General features: G+C 72.3%; 11 protein-coding genes. 1 reads left to right on the top strand and 10 read right to left on the bottom strand.

Annotation, left to right across the window (positions count from 1 at the left end; genetic code table 11):
* Positions 1-398 precede the first annotated feature (398 nt).
* From ACFY6U_RS48740 to ACFY6U_RS48730, 3 genes are read right to left on the bottom strand one after another with little or no spacing between them, the layout of a single operon-like run.
* On the bottom strand, positions 399-2,558 hold the full coding sequence (locus tag ACFY6U_RS48740) for a dipeptide ABC transporter ATP-binding protein (RefSeq protein ID WP_390049098.1): 2,160 nt from the start codon (positions 2,556-2,558) through the stop codon (positions 399-401).
* Between the two features lie 47 nt (positions 2,559-2,605).
* Entirely contained in the window at positions 2,606-3,496 is an 891-nt protein-coding gene (locus tag ACFY6U_RS48735; protein WP_390049096.1) for an ABC transporter permease, read from the bottom strand.
* On the bottom strand, positions 3,493-4,476 hold the full coding sequence (locus ACFY6U_RS48730; RefSeq protein ID WP_390049094.1) for an ABC transporter permease: 984 nt from the start codon (positions 4,474-4,476) through the stop codon (positions 3,493-3,495). The genes ACFY6U_RS48735 and ACFY6U_RS48730 overlap by 4 nt, the downstream gene beginning before the upstream one ends.
* A 160-nt stretch (positions 4,477-4,636) precedes the next feature.
* Between ACFY6U_RS48730 and ACFY6U_RS48725 the strand changes: the two genes are divergently transcribed.
* Entirely contained in the window at positions 4,637-6,301 is a 1,665-nt protein-coding gene (locus ACFY6U_RS48725; RefSeq protein ID WP_390049092.1) for an ABC transporter family substrate-binding protein, read from the top strand.
* A gap of 64 nt (positions 6,302-6,365) precedes the next feature.
* Here ACFY6U_RS48725 and ACFY6U_RS48720 read toward each other — a convergent pair whose 3' ends face one another.
* The 7 genes from ACFY6U_RS48720 to ACFY6U_RS48690 form a co-directional block, all read right to left on the bottom strand.
* Positions 6,366-7,547 (bottom strand): IS701 family transposase, encoded by a 1,182-nt coding sequence (locus ACFY6U_RS48720; RefSeq protein ID WP_390049090.1) that lies wholly within the window; start codon positions 7,545-7,547, stop codon positions 6,366-6,368.
* A gap of 31 nt (positions 7,548-7,578) precedes the next feature.
* Entirely contained in the window at positions 7,579-9,738 is a 2,160-nt protein-coding gene (locus ACFY6U_RS48715; RefSeq protein ID WP_390049088.1) for an AGE family epimerase/isomerase, read from the bottom strand.
* Positions 9,735-11,945 (bottom strand): glycogen debranching protein GlgX, encoded by a 2,211-nt coding sequence (gene glgX / locus ACFY6U_RS48710; protein WP_390049086.1) that lies wholly within the window; start codon positions 11,943-11,945, stop codon positions 9,735-9,737. The genes ACFY6U_RS48715 and glgX overlap by 4 nt, the downstream gene beginning before the upstream one ends.
* Positions 11,942-12,655, bottom strand: coding sequence for an SDR family oxidoreductase (locus ACFY6U_RS48705; RefSeq protein WP_390049084.1), 714 nt, complete (start codon positions 12,653-12,655; stop codon positions 11,942-11,944). Before ACFY6U_RS48705 ends, glgX begins: the two co-directional genes overlap by 4 nt.
* Positions 12,656-12,753: 98 nt before the next feature.
* A complete protein-coding gene (locus tag ACFY6U_RS48700) occupies positions 12,754-14,088 on the bottom strand; it encodes a sugar phosphate nucleotidyltransferase (protein WP_390049082.1) in 1,335 nt (444 codons plus the stop codon).
* Positions 14,089-14,322: 234 nt separating this feature from the next.
* Positions 14,323-16,170 (bottom strand): MFS transporter, encoded by a 1,848-nt coding sequence (locus ACFY6U_RS48695; RefSeq protein WP_390049081.1) that lies wholly within the window; start codon positions 16,168-16,170, stop codon positions 14,323-14,325.
* 197 nt (positions 16,171-16,367) lie between these two features.
* Positions 16,368-18,481, bottom strand: a 2,114-nt coding sequence (locus tag ACFY6U_RS48690) for a serine hydrolase (RefSeq protein WP_390049080.1), incomplete at its 5' end; no start/stop codon positions are given.

Below are 18,481 nucleotides of genomic sequence, written 5' to 3'. Positions count from 1 at the left end.
CTTCCGGTGATCTTTTAGTGGCTCTCCACCGCATTTGCAGCGCACTTCCCCGGTCGCATTAGGGGGCTCCTTATGTGGTGTGCGGTATTCCGTTTGTTTATGACTAATTTTACAAAGAACTACTTGACTATATTAGTCATTCAATGTTGACTATAAGTGTCAAGGCGCAACCTTCTATTGTTCAGGGGAGGGGATTTTCGTGAGCAATAAAATAATCGCGCTCGTTGCAATCGTCGTCCTGATCAGTGGTCTTGTGTCGGGGGGACTGTGGCTGAGCGATTCCGGCCCGGGTAGCCGTCCGCAGCACGAGGGCATGGCCGCGTCCAGCGGCGGGAGTGGTGGTTGCTGCTGATCACACCCGTACGTCGCACGGGACCGGGTCCGGTCCGGCGGTCGCCCTAAGGCCGCCGGACCGGGCCCGGTCCCTCGTCGTGCGGGAAATGACAGGAGACGGTGTGGCGGGCGGCCGGTCCTGCCGCCCGCCCGCGCGGTGCCTCCTCCGCGCAGCGCCGCCGCTCGGCGGCGGAGAGCGCGGCCTGGACGGGGCAGCGGGCCCGGAAACCGCACCCGGCGGCAGCGCGGGGGCCCGGCCCGGGGTCGGCGGGGAGCACGATCCGGCGCCGGAAGCGCTCGGCGACCGGATCCGGCAGCGGGACGGCCGAGAGCAGCGCCCGGGTGTAGGGATGGCGCGGCCGCCCGAACACCTCGGCCACGCCGCCCGTCTCCACCGTGCGGCCCGCGTACATGACCGACACCCGGTCGGCGAGCTGCCGGACCACCGCGAGGTCGTGCGAGACCAGCAGGTACGCCGGGCCCAGCTCCCGCTTCAGCCGCAGCAGCAGGTCCAGGATCCCGGCCTGCACCGACACGTCCAGCGCGGACACCGGTTCGTCGAGCAGCAGCAGCGCGGGCCCGACCGCCAGGGCCCGCGCGATGGCGACGCGCTGCCGCTGTCCCCCGGAGAACTGGTGCGGGTAGCCGGCGGCGTCCGCCGGGCGCAGCCCCACCTGGGACAGCAGCCGCGGCACCCGCGCCGCGACGACGGCCGGCGGCACCCGCGCGGCGTGCAGCGGCTCGGCGACGATGTCACCCACCGGCATTCGCGGATCGAGGCTCGACACCGGATCCTGCGGCACCAGCTGCACCGCCGTCCGCAGCTCGCGCGCCGCCCGCCGGGAGAGCAGCGCGGTGTCCCGCCCGAGCACCTCCACCCGCCCGGCCTGCGGAGCCGCCAGCGCGGCGATCTCCCGCAGCGTCGTGCTCTTCCCGGCCCCGGACTCCCCGACCAGCGCCAGCGTCTCCCCGCGCCGCACCTCCAGATCGACCCACTCGACGGCCCGCACGGCGGGGGCACGGCGGTGCCGGAACCCCGGCACCCGGTACGACCGGCCGAGCCCGGAGACCGACAGCACGAGGTCGGCGGGGGTGCCCGCGGCCGCGTCTGCGCCGTCCGGCGTGGCCGCCGAAGGCGAAGGCGGCTGAGAGGGCGGGCGTGCGGACGGCGTGACCGCCGTACCGCCCCGATCCGGTGTTCCCGGCGGCCGCCCGAACAACTCCGCCGCGCTCAGCCGGCGGACCTCCGGGATCCTCCGGCAGGCCGCCGTGTGGGCGTCGGGGGCCGAGGTGTCGGCGCGGGAGGGGCTGTCCACTCCCGTGAGCGGGGGTTCGGCCGTGCGGCAGTCCGGTGCCGCCAGGGGGCAGCGGGGGGCGAAGGGGCAGCCCGGGCCGGTGGTGCCCGGGGCGGGGGCGGTACCCGGGACCGGGGTGGGCGGGACGCGGGCGTCGAGGCGGGGTACGGAACCGACGAGGCCGAGGGTGTACGGCATCCGGGGGCGGCGGAGCACCGCCTCCGCCGGGCCCGTCTCCACCACCCGCCCCGCGTACAGGACCGCGACCCGGTCCGCGGCGCCCGCGACCACGCCGAGGTCGTGGGTGACGAGGAGCAGCGCCGCCCCCGTCTCCCGCCGGGCGGCCGCGAGCGCCTCGAGGACCTGGGCCTGCACAGTGACGTCCAGCGCGCTGGTCGGCTCGTCCGCGACGAGGACCGCGGGACGGTTCGCCACCGCCATCGCGATCATGGCCCGTTGGAGCATCCCGCCGGAGAGCTGGTGGGGGAGGGCGCGGGCGGCCCGGGACGGCTGCGGCACCCCCACGAAGTCCAGGAGCTCCACGGCCCGCCGCAACGCCGTCTCGCGCCGCGGACGCGGGCGTTCGTGGATGCGCAGGGCCTCCGCGATCTGGTCGCCGACGCGCAGTACGGGGGTGAAGGCGTGCAGCGGATCCTGGAAGACCATCGCGATCCGGCGGCCCCGGAGGCCGGCCAGCTCCCGCTCCGGACGGCCCAGCAGCTCCTCGCCCAGCAGCCGTACCGAACCGCCCACCCGGGCGCCGGGCGGGGCCAGGCCGAGCAGGGACAGCGCGGTGAGCGACTTGCCGGCGCCGGATTCGCCCACCAGGCCCAGTACTTCACCGGGGCGCAGCACCAGGTCCACGCCGCGCACCACGGGAACGGGCGGCCGCCGCCGTCCGCCCCCGAAGGCGACCGTCAGACCGCGCACGTCAAGGACCGGGCCCGCCGGTCCGTGCGCCGCCGGACCCGCGCTCGTCACGCGAGCCCCGACACGGCACCGCGGGGCGGCCCGGCGGGCCGTACCGTCGTGGGGTCCAGGGCGTCGCGCAGGGCGTTGCCCAGGAGGCTGACGGCCAGGACGAACGCGATGAGCAGGCCCGCCGGGAAGAAGAACATCCACGGATACACCAGGGCCACGTCGGACGCGTCCGCGATCAGCGTGCCCAGGGAGACGTCGGGCGGCTGGACGCCGAAGCCGAAGTAGGACAGCCCGGCCTCGCTGACCACCGCCCCGGCCACGGTGACCGTCGCGTCGGTGATCAGGAACGACGCCAGGTGCGGCAGCACGTGCCGCCAGATGATCCGCACCGGCCCGACCCCCATCAGCCCCGCCACCACGACGAACTGCCGCTCCTTCAGGGAGCGGGTCATGCCGCGCACCGCCCGCGCGGTGACCATCCAGCCCAGCAGGGCGAGCAGCCCGGCCAGCGCGAGCCAGCCCCACCGCCGCAGCCGCGGCGCGAGCACCACGAGGACGAGGAAGCCGGGGAGCACGAGCAGCAGGTCCGCCGCGAACATCAGCAACCGGTCGGTCCAGCCCCCGAAGTAGCCCGCGCAGGCGCCCACCGCCGCCGCCAGCCCGGTGGCGGCCGCGGCCACCAGCGCCCCGATCAGCAGCGACTTCCGCAGCCCGTGCGCGGCCTGGGCGAACACGTCCTGCCCGATCCGGTTCGTGCCCATCCAGTGCCGCGCGTCCGGCGGCCGCCGCAGCGCGGTGTAGTCGACGTCCGTGGCGGACCACCGGCACACGTACGGACCCGCGACCGCGAGCACCACCAGGGCCAGCAGCAGCGCGAGCCCGCACAGCGCCCCCGGGTGCCGGGCCAGCCGGCCGAGCACGGCCCGCCCCCGCCGCCCCGCTCTCACGGCTCCCGCACCCGGGGATCGAGCAGCGCGTGCAGGACGTCCGCGACCAGCCCCGCCAGCAGGACGACGGCCGCGGCGAAGCCGTCGACCGCCACCACCGAGTTCACGTCGCCCTTCTCCACCGAGTCGATCAGCCAGCTGCCCATGCCGGGCCAGCCGAAGACCCGCTCGGTGAACACGGCCCCGGTGACCAGGGTGAGGACGCCGAAGGAGAAGAAGACCGTCATCGGCACCAGCGAGATCCGCAGCCCGTGCCGCAGCAGCGCGCGGCCCGGGGTGAGCCCCTTGGCGCGGGCGGTGCGCAAGTGGTCCGCGCCGAGCACGTCCAGGGTGGCGGCACGCTGGTAGCGGCTGTACAGGGCGACCGCGGCGAGCGCCACGCAGAGGGCCGGGAGCACCAGATGGGCCGCCGTGTCCCGCAGGTGGACGCTCCAGTCGCCCTGCAGCCCGGGGGTGTGCTCGCCGGTGTACCTGACGACGGTGCCGCCCGCGGCCCGGTTGACCGCGAGCGCCCCGGTCTTCAGCAGCAGCGCCAGCACGAAGGTGGGCACGCACAGCACCGCGAAGGAGAACCCGGCCAGCGCCCGGTCGCCGAGCCCGCCGCGCCGGACCGCCGCCCACACCCCGGCCAGGGTGCCGACGGCCGTACCGGCCACCGTGCCCACCAGCAGCAGCCGTACCGAGACGCCGATCCGGCGGCCGAACTCGGCGCTCACCGGATCGCCGTCGATGGTGCGGCCCAGGTCGCCGTGGACGGCGCGGTCCGCCCAGTGCGCGAAGCGCTCCGGCAGCGGGGCGCGGTCGTCCATGCCGAGCCGGGACAGCTCGCGGTCGACGACCCGGGCCGGCGGCGGGGGCCTGCGGTCCTCGAAGTACGCGCGGGGATCCAGCGCGGTCGAGGCGAGGGCGTAGGAGAGGACCAGGGAGACGAGGAACAGGACGACGCAGCGGACCAGGCGCCTGGCGACCAGGAAGAACATGGCACTCCTGACGGAGGGGAGTCTGCCTTCTCTTCATTTGAGGGAAACATCGTGATGTTAAGCTCCGGCGTCGCAATTCCCATGACAATCAGGGCAGTTGACGGCTCCGTGACGCCGGAGAGGCTGACAGGTGGAGCGATTACGGGGATGGCCCGCGTGGGTGGCCGTCTGGGCGCTCACCGTCCTCACGGCGACCGGATGCACCGCGTCCGGCGGGCACGACGGTTCCCGGCACCAGGCGCTGCCGACCTACGGCACCTACGACATCAACGCCCTGCCGTCCGGGGACCTCCGCTCCGGCGGGACCCTGACCGTGCCGATCACACAGATGATCACGCAGTTCAACTTCAACCACGTCGACGGCGCCCTGGACGACGTGTGGACCGTCGACACGATGACGGAGCCGCGGCTCTTCACCCGCGACGCCGAGGGCGTCCCCCGGATCGTCACGGACTACCTGACCTCCGCCACCGTCTCCACCGCCGGCTCGCACCAGGTCGTCACCTACCGGCTCAACCCGAAGGCCCGCTGGTCCGACGGCAGGGCCCTGGGCTGGCGGGACTTCGCCGCCCAGTGGCACGCGGTCGGCGGCGGCGACGACCGGTACCTGGTCGCCGACCCGAGCGGCTACGACCGTATCGCCGACGTCCGCCAGGGGGCCGACGCGCACGAGGTCGAGGTCACCTTCAAGAAGCCGTACGCCGACTGGCGCAGGCTCTTCACGCCGCTCTTCCCGGCGGTCGCCTACGACAGCCCGCAGCACTTCGACTCCGACTGGCAGGGGCGGCTCCCGGTCACCGCGGGCCCCTTCAGGCTGGCCTCCGTCGACCGCACCGCACAGACCCTCACCCTCGTCCCGGACGCCGCCTGGTGGGGCACCCGGCCCCGGCTCGACCGGATCGTCTTCCGCGTCCTCGACCCCGACGCCGCCCTGCAGGCCTTCCTCAACGGCGAGGTCGACGTCGTCAACGCCGCCACCAGCGAGGCCTACGCCCAGCTCGCCAAGGCGAAGGACACCGCCATCCGGGTCGGCTCCGCCTGGGACGAGGTGCACATCACGCTGAACGGCGCGAGCGGGCCGCTGGCCGACCGGGCGGTGCGCAACGCCCTCCAGCAGGCCGTGGACCGCCCGGCGCTCGCCCAGGTCGCGGCCTCGGGCCTGCCGGTGAAGGTGCCGTTGCTCGGCAACCACTTCTACATGACCAACCAGCCCGGCTACGCCGACGACTCCGGCCCGTACGGCCGCTTCGACCTCGAGGCCGCCGAGCGCGCCCTCGACCGCGCGGGCTGGCGCAGCCGGGGCGCCGGGCAGCCGAGGGTCAAGGACGGCCGCAGCCTCACCCTGCGCCTGGTGCTGAGCGAGGGCACCAACCGGCTCGGCGAGGACCTCGCCCAGCTCGTCCAGCAGATGCTCGCCAAGGCCGGCGTCCGCGTCGACATCGAGAAGGTGCCCGCCACCGCCTACGGCCCGCAGTACCTCGACAAGGGCAACTTCGACCTCGCCATCTTCCGGTTCACCGGGCTGACGTACCCGAGCTCCGCCTACGCCGTCTACCGGCGCCCGGCCGGCGGGCAGGTCTTCGAGAACTACGGCCGGGTCGGCTCCGCGCAGGTGGACGAGCTGCTGGACCGCGCCGCCGGCACCCTCGACGAACGGGCCGCGCAGCGCCTCTACAACGAGGCGGACGCGCAGATCTGGCGGCTCGGCCACGACATCGAGCTCTACCAGCGCCCCCAGATCCTCGCCGTCCGCAAGGGCCTCGCCAACTACGGCGTCCCGGGCCTCGGCGACATCGACTTCACGAAGGTCGGCTGGGAGAAGTGAGCGCACGGCGGCCCCGTGCGGAGGTGTCCGCACGGGGCCGTCTTGGCTGTTCCGGTGGCGCTGTTCAGGCATGCGGTGTGCTCAGGGCTCTCTCGTCGGCCTGCTGGCGCACCATGTCGAAGCCGAGCGCGGCCGAGGCCAGCGTCACGTGGTGGTGCCAGCCCCGGAAGGAGCGGCCCTCGAAGTCGCCGAGGCCGAACTCGTCGTGCATCCGGCCCAGCGCCTCACCGGCGAACCTGCGCAGCCGGGCCAGCAGCACGATCTCCGCGAGCCGCCGGACCGGCAGGTTGGTCAGCCAGTACGCCCGCGGCTGCGGCCGGCCGTAGGGCCAGTCCGCGAGGAGCATCCGCGCCCGGGGTGCGGCACTCGGGCAGCCCTCCGGGGAGCGCTCGGCCCGCAGCAGCACGGGAACGGTCAGGAACTCCGAGTGCCACATGCGTTCGGTCACCGGGTCGTGCCAGGTCACCGACGTCCGCTCGGTGTGCCGGACGGCGTGCGCGGCGAGGTCGGCCAGGGTGCCGCCGGTGCCCTGGGCCCGGCCGCGGGGGAGGAGCACCGGGGTGTGCGGCGATGCCTGGACCACATAGCCGAGACCCCGGGCCTCCAGCCCCCGTAGCAGGGGGTCGGGGTCCCCGTCGCCGCGCCAGTCGGCCAGCACCGGCAGCGGTTCCAGGGACCACTCGTCGAGCATCTCGTCGAGCGCCTCCAGCACGTAGCTCCACCGCGGACGGCAGCGCTCGTGCTCCGGCAGGTGGGCCTGGCCGCGCAGCCCCTCGTCCCGGTCCCACCGGGTCGGCAGCACCAGCCGCCAGTTCACCGGGACCCCGCCGGCGTGTCCCACCAGCGAGGTCGCCAGCGCCAGCTGGCAGTTGACGGTGCGTTCCTGGGAGGCCGCGTACTGGCGGGCCACGCCGACCGAGCGGTCGCCGTTCTTGGCGAAGACGACCTCGTCGACCGACCAGGCCTCGGCCCGGAAGGCCCGGACCATCCGCCCGGCCAGGCGGCCGCGCACCGGCGCGGACGCCCAGGGGCTCTGGTTCACGAACTGCTGGATCTGCTGCACCGCCCGCCGCCCCAGCACCTGTTCGGTGATCCGGGCCGGTGTCTTGCGGCCGGGCACGGCCAGCAGGCCGCGCAGGTAGACCTCCCCCCAGCGCCGTTGGTCGGCCCGGGTGAACTGGTCGAACAGCTCGCCGCAGTAATCCGGCAGGTCGCGGGCACCGGGCGGGGCACCCGGGGTACGCACGGACGGTAACGGGAGTGCGATGGTGGCGAGATCACTCATGGTTGCAGTCGTCACCACCCTCCAGCAGGAAGGCGTCCGTGGCGAGCAGTGCGTCGGCGACCTCGGGCAGGGCGCAGCCCACGATCACGAAGTCGACGTCGAGCCCCGCCTTGGTGCGCTGGAACAGCAGCTCGTTGATGGCGGACCGGCACATCTCGCCGGTCTCGCACAGGTGGAACTCCACCCGCTGCGGGGTGGCCGCCATGACCTCGCCGAGGATCCGGCGGAACTTGCCCAGTTCGGCGGCGTCGATCACGCCGCGGCAGCTGATGTGGGCGGTGCCGCCGTCGAACTCGCTGCGCATCCGCAGCCGCATCTGGGCGGGCTCCAGCTCCACCCGCACCCGCACCGGCTCCGTGCCCTCGGGCAGCCGTACGGTGAGGTCCTTGGCGTCGAAGTTCTGGTACGGCTGCCCGTCCACCCACACCCGGGTCAGCTCCGCCGAGCCGGCCGGCAGCAGGTCAGGCGCCACCCGCAGCAGCCGCTCCGGGAGGTCGTCGGGGCGCGGCCGGAAGTGCAGGGTCACCGGGTCGTTGCCGAGCAGCAGGCCGGTGTAGGTGGCCGACAGGTAGCAGAGCTCCAGCGCGTGGTAGCCCGCCATCGCGTGGCTGCCCTTGAGCCGTTCGGTGCCCAGCAGGTACGGGATGCCGTTGGCGAGGACGTTGAAGTAGACGCCGCCGTCCTCGTAGTCGAGGAAGTACGCGTTGTAGAACGACGCCGCCTCGCGGGCCAGCCGCAGGTGCTCGGGGTCGTCGGTGGTGCCGGCCAGGATGAGGTAGGCGAGGATCGCCTGCTCCTGCTGCCACCAGGCCTTGCGGTCGTGCCAGACCATGCGGTGGATGCCGCTGTCCGGGTCGGGCTGCCGCTCCACCACGTCGTACCAGCCGCTGCGCAGCCCGTCGCTGCCCACCGCGGGCATCAGCTCGGCGATCCGCTCGGCCGTGGTGCCGTACTCGGGCTTGTCGTGCAGGGCCTTGATGCGGGTCAGGTTCCAGGTGATCTTGAGGTTGTGGCCGACCACCGCGCGGTCCTGCTGCCAGCCCCAGGTGCGGTCCGGGCTCCAGTCGGCGTGGAACCGTTCCTGCACGAACGGGGAGTTGGGCTCGTCCGGGAACCGCTTGACGATCGTGTCCGCGGTCTCCTCCAGGAGGGCGGCGAAGTCGGAACGCCCGGTCGCCAGGTAGGCGTTGATCAGGTACGCCGGGGCGTGGTCGCCGACGGAGTTCCAGTTCTTGCGGGACCGGTTGCGGCCCAGCGAGTCGGCGCCCGGGTCCAGGGCGATCGGGTCCAGGTGCGAGAAGAACCCGCCCTCGACCGGGTCGCGGAAGTACTTCTGGAACAGGGCGACCGTGCGGTCGATGTCGTTCAGGATCTTCGGGTCGCCGGTGATCCGGAAGGTCTGGGTGGGGCCGGCCAGCGCGTAGATCTGCTCGTACATCGGGATCGCGTCGTAGTCGTCCCCGAACTCCGAGGCGAAGACCGGCCGGTGGCCGCCCGGCGTGATGTCGATGCCGTGGTACCAGTAGGTGATCCCGTCCGCCTGGTCGTCCACCCGCATGTGCTCGCGCAGGTACTCGGTGCCGGACTCGGCCGCCTCCAGGAAGCGGTCCTCGCCGGTCAGCAGGTAGGCCGTGGCCAGCCCGTAGACCAGCCGGGAGATGGTGTCGGTCTCCTGCCGCACGTCCTGCCCGTGGAAGTCCGGTAAGTGGGTGCCGCTGAGGGTGAGGTGGGTGCGGAAGTCGCGCCAGTCGTAGTTCCCGTCGGGGAACTGGCCGCGCAGGTAGAAGTCGGCGATGGCGGCGGCCTGCTGCACCCACCAGTTCGGGTGCTCGAAGACGTACTGACCGCGGCTCTCCTCCGGGAAGGTGATCTCCTTGGCGTCGAAGCGGGAGCCGCCCTCCCACTCGTAGAGGATCCCGTACGCGAACAGGAACCGGCCCTCGGCCAGCATGTCGACGGTCTGGGCCGTGGTGTCGCGGTAGGAGTCGCCGAGGTTGCGGACGATGCGGGAGACGGCGTTGTGGGTCAGGTGGACCGTGAACTCCCGCCCGTCCGGGCTGCGCAGGCCGAACATGCGCCTTGTGGGGCTGTAGTGGGTGACGTACCCCGCCAGGGTGTCGGAGGTGATGCGTCGTTGGGAGAGTGCGCTCATCGTCGCGTGCCCTTCTCGTCGGGCAGGGCCGCCAGCAGCACGACGCTGCGGCCCTGGGCGTGATAGGTGGGACCGTCGACCGGCTCCTCCGCTCCGGGCGGGAGGATCTCGTACGGGGCAGGCCGGGCCGTGTCCAGGACGCGGTGCCAGCGGTGGCCGGGGAGTTCGGGCAGCTCGAATTCGAGGCCCAGGTGGTACATGTTGAGGATCAGGTGCAGGTCCGGGTCACCGTCGAAACCGCCGTAGGTGCAGGCCAGCACGTGGGCGTCGGGGTTCTCCCAGCCCGGCTGGTGCAGTCGCGTGCCGTGCCAGGTGATGTCCGGCAGGAGACGCGGGTTGAGCCGCTCGGAGAAGAACTGCGGCTCACGGAAGGTGCGGTAGCGCTTGCGCAGTCCGATGACGTCCCGGGTGAACCCGAGCGTCTCCCGCTCCTTGCCGGCCTGGTCCCAGTCGAGCCAGGAGAGCGGGCCGTCCTGGCAGTAGCCGTTGTTGTTGCCGACCTGGCTGTTGCGGAACTCGTCCCCGGCCAGGAGCATCGGGACGCCGCGGCTGAGCATGAGGACCGACAGCAGGTTCTTGATCTGCCGCACCCGCAGCCCCTCGACCTCCGGGTCGTCCGAGGGGCCCTCGGAGCCGCAGTTCCAGCTGTAGTTCTCGTTCGTCCCGTCGGCGTCCGCCTCACCGTTGGCGTGGTTGTGCTTGGTGTTGTAGCTGACCAGGTCGTTGAGGGTGAAGCCGTCGTGGCAGGTCACGAAGTTGATGCTGTTGGTGGGCAGTTCCTCCTGCGGCGCGAACAGGTCGGCCGAGCCGCCGAGCCGGGAGGCGACCTCGCCGGCGATGCCCGCGTCACCGCGCACGAACCGCCGTACGTCGTCCCGGAAGGGGCCGTTCCACTGCGCCCAGCGCTTCCCGGGGAAGCGGCCCACCTGGTAGAGCCCGCCGCCGTCCCAGGGCTCCGCGATGATCTTCGTCTCGGCCAGGACCTGCGACAGCTCGATCGCCCACAGCGCGGGCGGCACCGCCATCTCGTAGCCCATCGGGCCGCGGGACAGCTCCGAGGCGAGGTCGAAGCGGAAGCCGTCGACGTGGTGCTCGGAGACCCAGTACTCCAGGGACTCCAGGATGAACTTGGTGACGATGGGGTGGTTGGCGTTGATCGCGTTGCCGCACCCGGTGAAGTCCATGTAGTGGGAGCGGTCCTGCGGCCACAGGTGGTAGTAGGCCTCGTTCGCCGCGCCCCGGAAGCTGATCGTCGGCCCGAACTCGTTGCCCTCGCTGGTGTGGTTGAAGACCACGTCGAGGATGACCTCGATGCCCGCCTTGTGGAACGCCTTCACCATGTCGCGGAACTCGGTGATGTGGGTGGCGAGATGGGGGCTGGAGCAGTAGCCGGTGTGCGGGGCGAAGAACCCGTACGGGTCGTAGCCCCAGTAGTTGCGCAGCGGTGTCCCGTCCGGTCCGGTGCGCAGGACCTGGGTCTCGTCGAAGTCGAAGACCGGCAGCAACTCCACCGCCGTGACGCCGAGTTCCTGCAGGTGCGGGATCTTGTCGATGACGGCCGAGAAGGTGCCCGGGCGGTCCGCACCGGAGGTCGGCGAGGCGGTGAAGCCGCGGACGTGCATCTCGTAGACGACGGTGTCCGCCATGGGGGTGCGCAGCGGGGTGTCGCCCTCCCAGTCGTAGTCGTCCAGGTCGACCACCAGGCTGCGCATGGAGTGCTCGACGTTGTCCCCGGGGCCGATCGCGCGGGTCCGCTCCCAGCGGCTGTTGACGTTGGCGCGGGCGTAGGGGTCCACCAGCACCTTGCGGTGGTCGAAGCGGCTGCCCCCGGCGACCGGGTCGCGCGGCCCGTCGATGCGGTAGGCGTAGACCTGACCGGCGCCGAGCCCCTGCACATGGCAGTGCCAGAAGTGGAAGCTGCGGTGCCGTTCGGGGCGCAGCCGGACGGTCCGGTAGGGCTGCGGGCTGTCGCAGTGCTCGAAGAGCAGCAGGTCGACCCGGGTGGCGTGCTCGGAGAAGATCGAGAAGTTGACCCCCTCGGCGTCGACGGTGCTGCCCAGCGGCTGCGGGTGGCCCGGGGTGACCCCCGGCTGGACGAGGTCGAGGGTGTCGGGGGCCTGGTCGGCGGGCAGCGTCATGTACTCGTTCGCGGGATCCGTGGTCGGGGTGTCGGCCGGCTGGCCCTGGGCCTCGGTCGGGGCGCTCATGCGAACACCGCCCTGGTCCCGGCCGGGGCGTCGGCGCGCAGCCCGGCGAAGAGCTCGTCCCAGGGCACGGGACCGGACGACGGCCCGGCCTCGCTGCGCATCTCGAACGTCACGCCGTGCGCGGCGGGCGAGCCGATCGCCCGGACGCACGCCTCGGCGACATGCGCGCGGGCCACGTACCCGTCGCCGACGTCGCCCTGCTCCAGGTGCAGCACGCCGTGGCCGGGGTCGTCGGTCAGCCAGCCCGGCCGGATCACCGTGTAGGGCAGGCCCGAGGAGCGGACCGCGTCCTCGCCGGCCAGCCGCCAGTCCAGCATCCTGCCGTAGGCGTTCATGGGGTGGTCGCGGCGGGTGACGTGCCGCTGGCTGACGAGCACGAAGTGCCGGCCGGCCGGGGCGGCCGCGCCCAGGGCGTCGAGGACGTGGCGGACGCCGCCGTGCAGGGTCGACTCCGGGCTGTCCGGGCCGGCCGCGTCGGTGCCCGGCTCCACGGCGTAGACGACCGCTCCGCACCCGTGCAGGGGGGTACGGAGCGTGCCGGGGTCGCGTACGTCGGCCGTGAAGTACTGCGCCTGCGCGGGCATGTGCCGCCGGGCGCGCTGGGTGCTGCGGCCGATGACCCGGACGGTCTCGCCGCGGGCCAGCAACCGGCGGGTGACGAGCCGGCCGACCCGGCCGGTCCCTCCTATGACTGCGATCGGGCTGTCCATCGAGAAAACTCCCCAGGCTGTAGACGAGCCGGACGATTGGGGTGCGGGAAGGAGCAGGTGGATGCGTCGGGGATGCGTCGGGACGGGGCCGGATCCGGTCAGATCCAGCGCAGGATGTCGTCGGAGCTGGTCAGGTGGGTGCCGGTGGGCAGTCCGGTGACGGCGGGGACCCGCAGCCGCGGGTAGACGCTCACCCCCGAGAGCCGGGTGCCGGGACGCAGGTCGGCGGCCTCGCCGATCGCCGAGTGGACGAGCCGGACGGGGTCGTCGCGCAGGGAGTGCACCTGCGCCATGGGCCCCACGTACGAGTCGGTGACGCGGGCGTACGGCCCGACGACGGCGCCGTCGCCGATCGCCGACCGGCTGAGCCGGGCCCCTTCGTCGATGTCGACGTCGTCGCCGACGTCCGTGTACCGCAGCTTCACGCCGGGGCCGATCTCGGCGTTCCGCCCGATGCGCACGGCGGGGCCGAGCACCACGCTGCCCTCGGAGATCTTCTGGGCGAGGGTCGTGCCGTGCACGCTGTCCTTGGTGCGCAGGCTCGACTCGTGGATCCAGTACGGCGGGTCGGTGCTCACCGGCGCGCCCATGGCCCGGCTCATCCACGGGTAGCGGCCGCGCAGCACGTCGCCGAGGGTGGCCAGGTAGTCCGGGATGCTGCCCAGGTCGCCGAGCCGGTCGATGCGTGCGGCCGTGACCGGCAGCCCCCGCCGGACCAGCCAGGGCAGCAGGTCGCCGCCCCAGTCGAGGCGCTGCTGGGCGAGCCGGATCATCTCGGGGGTGCGGGCGGCCAGCCGCAGGCGCCCGCAGTCGACGAGGTACATGCCCGCGTTGGTGGGCAGGGTGAAGCGGGCCCCTGGCAACGATGTCTCGGGGAACAGGCGGTGGATGCGGTCGAGGTCGGGTTTCTCCAGGAAGCCCGAGACGGTGCCGTCCGCGGACGTCTGCATGACGCCGTACTTGCCGGCGATCTCCTCGGCAGTGCGGGCGACGGAGGCGACGGTCACGACGGCGTCGGCGGCGTCGTGCGCGTCGGTCAGCAGGGGGAGTGAGAACTCGAAGACGGAGTCGACGGGCATGACCAGGGCCCGGCCGGTCAGGTCCCACCGTTCGAGGTTGTGCAGGGTGGCGGCGCCCGAGCCGACGTTGTAGCGGTCGAGCCGGGCCCGGGAGTAGTGGATCTCGACGCCGAACCGCTCGCCGCGGCCCAGCAAGAGCTTGATCTGGCTGTGGTTCTCGGCGCCCTGGGCGACCACGTGGAAACGGCGGATGCCCTGGTCCCGGCAGTTCTCGACGAGCCACTCGACGACGGGCCGGCCGGCGAACGGGATGAGGGCCTTGCTGCGGATGTAGTCCGAGGAGGCGAGGGTGAGCGGCTTGGCGCGTTCGCCCCGGCCTCCCGCCAGGATTATCCCTAACGTCTCGTCCCCCATGACTGCGCTGCCTCCTCGGCCGACGAATCAACGCCATTCAGTCAACTGAGCCCGTCATTGAGAGTCAAGTAAAAAGTAAAGAAAATGCCCGAACGGGAGTCGCGTCAGGCCTCGATGGCCTCGTGGATCGCTGCTCCGAGCTGGCTGTATAAAGAGTCGGGGTGGGTTGACTCAGAGAGTCAACCCACCCCGAACCATCTGTCAATCAGACCGTCATGTCGGTACGCGGACCGGTCACTTCAGCTCGTCCGGGCAGGGCGTGCCCCGCGGCAGCTGGTACGGCGCGGCCAGCCGGTAGGTCCCGGCCTTCGGCGCCAGCAGCATCGTCCACTTGTCCCCCGTGGCGTCCTCCGGCGTCTCCATCAGGCAGCCGTTGACGTTGGCGTACGTCTTCGGCTCGCCGTCGGCCCGGTGCTTGGAGGCCTTGGTCTCCTGGGGCGCCTTGAGGCTCTTGCCGTCCGCGTCGACGATGCTCAGCCAGGGCGAGTACGGGATCCGGATCAGGATCCGCCCGGCCTTGCGGACCTCGATGGTCAGCTCGCCCTGCTCCGCGCTGTCCACCACCGCGTCGGGCTCGGCCAGCGGCACCGGGTCGGTCACCCGGAACAGCTGCCAGTTGGCGTCGCCCCAGACCTGCTTCAGGTACGGCATCCCGCGCTGCACCAGCGCCCGCTCCCGCTCCCCGCCGCCGTCGCCGTCGGGCTGGTCCTTCGGTACGACGACGAAGTGCACGGCCCAGCGCTGCAGCCACTCGTGGTAGTTCGCGGAGTTGAGGGTGTCGTCGTAGAAGAGCGGGTTGCGCTCCATGTCGGCCTGGCGGTTCCAGCCGCGGGCCAGGTTGACGTACGGCGCGAGCGCGGAGGCCTCGCGGTGCGAGCGGGCCGGGACCACCTCGACGCGGCCCTTCTCGGCGCCGACCTGCTGGAGCTGGTGGACGAGCGGGGCGAGCTCGCGGGCCCAGGACGCGGCCGGGGTCGTGTGGACGATGTCGTCGACCGACTTGAAGCTGATCCAGCCGCAGGCGCCCAGGAAGGCGAGGACGACCGTGTAGTACTTGCGCGAGCGCGGGACCGTGTACGGGAGGGCCGCGATCAGCGCCACGCCCGCGAACAGCATCGGCAGCCGCGAGATGTTGGAGCCGATCTGCGAGCTGACCAGCCACACCAGCACCACGCCGAGGCTGTACACGGCCGCCGTCAGCCGGACCGTCTTCCACTCCTTCGGCACCAGGAAGAGGCAGAGCAACCCGTACGTGAGCGGCATGATCACCGAGCCGAAGCCCATCGGCTGGGTGCCGGAGAACGGGAACAGCCAGGCGGAGACCGCCACCACGGCCGCGGGCGCCAGGCCCAGCGCCCAGGCGCCCGGCCGCCGCTTCTGCAGGAACAGCGCGACCGCCACCAGGCCGACGAAGAGCCCGGCCACGGGCGAGGACATGGTGGCGAGCGCGGCGAGCGGCGCGGCGACGAGCGCCTTCGCCCACCGTTTGTACCGCCAGCGGTACGGCCAGCAGAACACCGCCCCGACCGAGGCCAGCGCGAACATCGTGCCGAGCCCGAAGGTGACCCGCCCGGACAGCGCGTTGCAGATCAGCGCGAACACCCCGGCGAGCGCCGCCCACAGGGGGTTCTTCACCGCACGGCTGCGGATGAGGAGCAGGGTCAGCAGCCCGGCCGAGACGGTGCCGGCGAGCATCATCGTCGTACGGACGCCGATCAGCGACATCAGGTACGGCGAGACCACGCTGTACGACACCGGGTGCATGCCGCCGTACCAGGCGAGGTTGTACGCCGAGTCCGGGTGCCGGCCGACGAACTCGGCCCAGGCGTCCTGTGCCGCGAGATCCCCCCCGCTGTTCGCGAACGTGAAGAACCAGATGATGTGCAGGATGCCGGAGAGGGCGGTGACCGACAGCACCGGGTGGCGCAGCAGCCGTCCGCGCAGCGGCTCGGCGGCCCGCAGCAGCCTGTTGCCTGTCTTACGCTCCGTGTCGTCCGCGCCTGCCGTCGGCAGGGCTATTCGCGGGCCGGCTACCGGGCCCGGATCGGCGTCGTCGGCGCGTGTCGGCTCCGCTGTGGCCACCTGAAGGCACTCCCCGTGTCCCGTCTTCTGTTACCGGCCGTGTTCCACGGTGTTGGCGGCCGCTTTCCGTCCAGTTCGCGGCCGTGTCCCGGCGACCGGCGACCTGCCCCGATTCGTGACGCTAGCACGCACCCCGCCGCGGGGCCCTGGGGTGGGCCGCCATCGGCGGGGTGCGGTGACGGAATGCCGGTTATGGGTCAGCCGAGACGGGTCAGCTTGCTCGCGAACCCGGGCTCGGCCAGGTCCTTCTCCAGGGCGACCGGCACCTGGACGGCGGAGCCGGAGCCGTCACCCACGGTGAGGGTGCCGACCTTGGTGCCGGCCTTCGCGGTGTGCGGCACGTCGTCCGGGGCGAACGACAGCTTCACCTTCAGCCCCGACCAGCCGACGGCCGTCACGTCCTCGGTCGCCACGACCGGGGTACGGCCGCCGAGCCCGTCGTCCACGTACCCGACGACGTCGCCCTTCTTGTAGATCGTCGCCCCCTTCAGCGCGCCCTGGGCCGCCCGGATCAGTGCGTCGCCGGCGTTGAGGGCGGCCTTGAGGATGCTGTTGTCGTTGCTGGCGTTGGCCGGCTGCCGGATCACCGCGCCGATGACCGTGCGGGTCTCGCCGCCGACCGTCTTCTTCGCGGCGAAGACCAGGTTGCCGAGGGCGGAGGTGGTGGTGCCGGTCTTGATGCCGACGACGTCGTTGTGGCCGACCAGCTGGTTCCAGTTGGAGTGGTTGACACCCTTGTAGTCGTCGTACGACATCATCGCGGCGACCTCGCGGAAGGACGGCTCGCTCGCCATCGCGGCCTTCGCCAGCTTCACCTGGTCCACGGCGGTGGACACGGTGGAGTTCGTGAGCCCCGACGGGTCCGTGTACGTCGTGTTGGTCATGCCGAGCTTCTTGGCGGTGGCGTTCATCTTCGCCACGAACGACTTCTCGGAGCCGGCGTCCCAACGGGCCAGCAGACGGGCCACGTTGTTGGCCGAGGCGATCAGGATGGACTCCAGGGCCTCGCGCTGGGTGATCGAGTCGCCGGCCGTCACGTCGACGGTCGACTCCTGGCCGGCGTTCGCCTGGTCCTGGGCCGCCTGGTCGATCTTTATCTTCGGGCCGGCGGCGCCGCTCTTCAGGGGGTGGTCGCGCAGGATGATGTACGCGGTCATCACCTTGGCGACGCTCGCGATCGGCACCGGCTTCTGGGCGCCGGAGGAGCCGAACGTGCCGATGCCCTGGACGTCGAGGGCGGCCTGGCCGTCGGCCGGCCACGGCATGTCCGTCGTGCCGCCGGCGAAGGTGTACGTGTCCTTCGCGGTGAGGTCGAGGGTGGGCTGCGGGAGCGGGCGCAGCGTCTGTACGACCGCAAAGACGATCAGCAGGACGATGACGAGCGGCGTCCAGATCTTGACCCGGCGGAAGAGGGTCCGGGCCGGGGTCTCCGGCGGCGGAGGGGTGTTGGTCAGCTCGGCCAGCAGGTCCAGCGGGGGCTTCGGGGGAAGCGGCTGCTGGGTGGTGCGCTCGGGGCCGACCTGGGGCAGGACGGTGGTGCGGGTGGTCGAGGCGGGCTCGGGCCCGGCCTCCGGCTTCGGGCCCTGCTTTATGTCCGACTTGAGGGCGACGAACTTGCTGGTGCGTTCGGCGTCGGCCTCGGGGGACTTGGGCTTGGGCGCGGTGCCGCCGCCCAGCTTGAGCGTGGTGGTGGGCTGGTCGACCTGCGGGGGGCGGGGGGCCTTGAGCATGGTCGTGGGCTGGTCGACGGCGGGCTTGGCCCTGCCGTCGCCGCCGTCCGATTTCCCGTCCGCACCACCCGTGCGGCCATCGTTGTCAGACGCGGGCGGCCCCTTCGGGGTCTCCTCGCCCTCGGCGTCCGCGCCGTCGTCGTCGGAGCCGGCGCCCCTGTCCGCCGACCCGGCCTCGGCATCCCGGTCCTCGACCGCCCACTTCGGCTTGCCGGCGGGCTTGGCGTCCTCGGGTTCGGCGTCCTGAGGTTCGCCGGTGGTGGCCGTCCTGCCCTCGGGCGCGGCGTCCTGGGGGGCGTCGGTTGCGTCGGGCTCGGCGTCCTCCGGCTCGTCGGCGGTCGCCGACTCGCCCTGGGGGGCGGTGTCCTGGGGTTCGGCGGCGGTCTTCGGCTTGTCGGCGGGCTTGGCGTCCTCGGGCTCGGCCGCGGCTTTCGGCTTGGCGTCGTCCGGTTCGGCGTCCTGAGGTTCGTCGGTGGTCGCCGACTTGCCCTGGGGGGCGGTGTCCTGGGGTTCGGCGGCGGTCTTCGGCTTGTCGGCGGGCTTGGCGTCCTCGGGCTCGGCCGCGGCTTTCGGCTTGGCGT

Source organism: Streptomyces sp. NPDC013157, from assembly GCF_042899865.1.
GTDB lineage: Bacteria > Actinomycetota > Actinomycetes > Streptomycetales > Streptomycetaceae > Streptomyces.
This window is presented reverse-complemented; position numbering and strand designations above follow the sequence as displayed.

What these genes read in the sequence shown, in the direction of transcription:
- ACFY6U_RS48730 (WP_390049094.1), bottom strand. Translation starts at nt 4,476, where the DNA reads ATGTTCTTCCTGGTCGCCAGGCGCCTGGTCCGCTGCGTCGTCCTGTTC.
- ACFY6U_RS48715 (WP_390049088.1), bottom strand. Translation starts at nt 9,738, where the DNA reads ATGAGCGCACTCTCCCAACGACGCATCACCTCCGACACCCTGGCGGGG.
- glgX (WP_390049086.1), bottom strand. Translation starts at nt 11,945, where the DNA reads ATGAGCGCCCCGACCGAGGCCCAGGGCCAGCCGGCCGACACCCCGACC.
- ACFY6U_RS48705 (WP_390049084.1), bottom strand. Translation starts at nt 12,655, where the DNA reads ATGGACAGCCCGATCGCAGTCATAGGAGGGACCGGCCGGGTCGGCCGG.
- ACFY6U_RS48700 (WP_390049082.1), bottom strand. Translation starts at nt 14,088, where the DNA reads ATGGGGGACGAGACGTTAGGGATAATCCTGGCGGGAGGCCGGGGCGAA.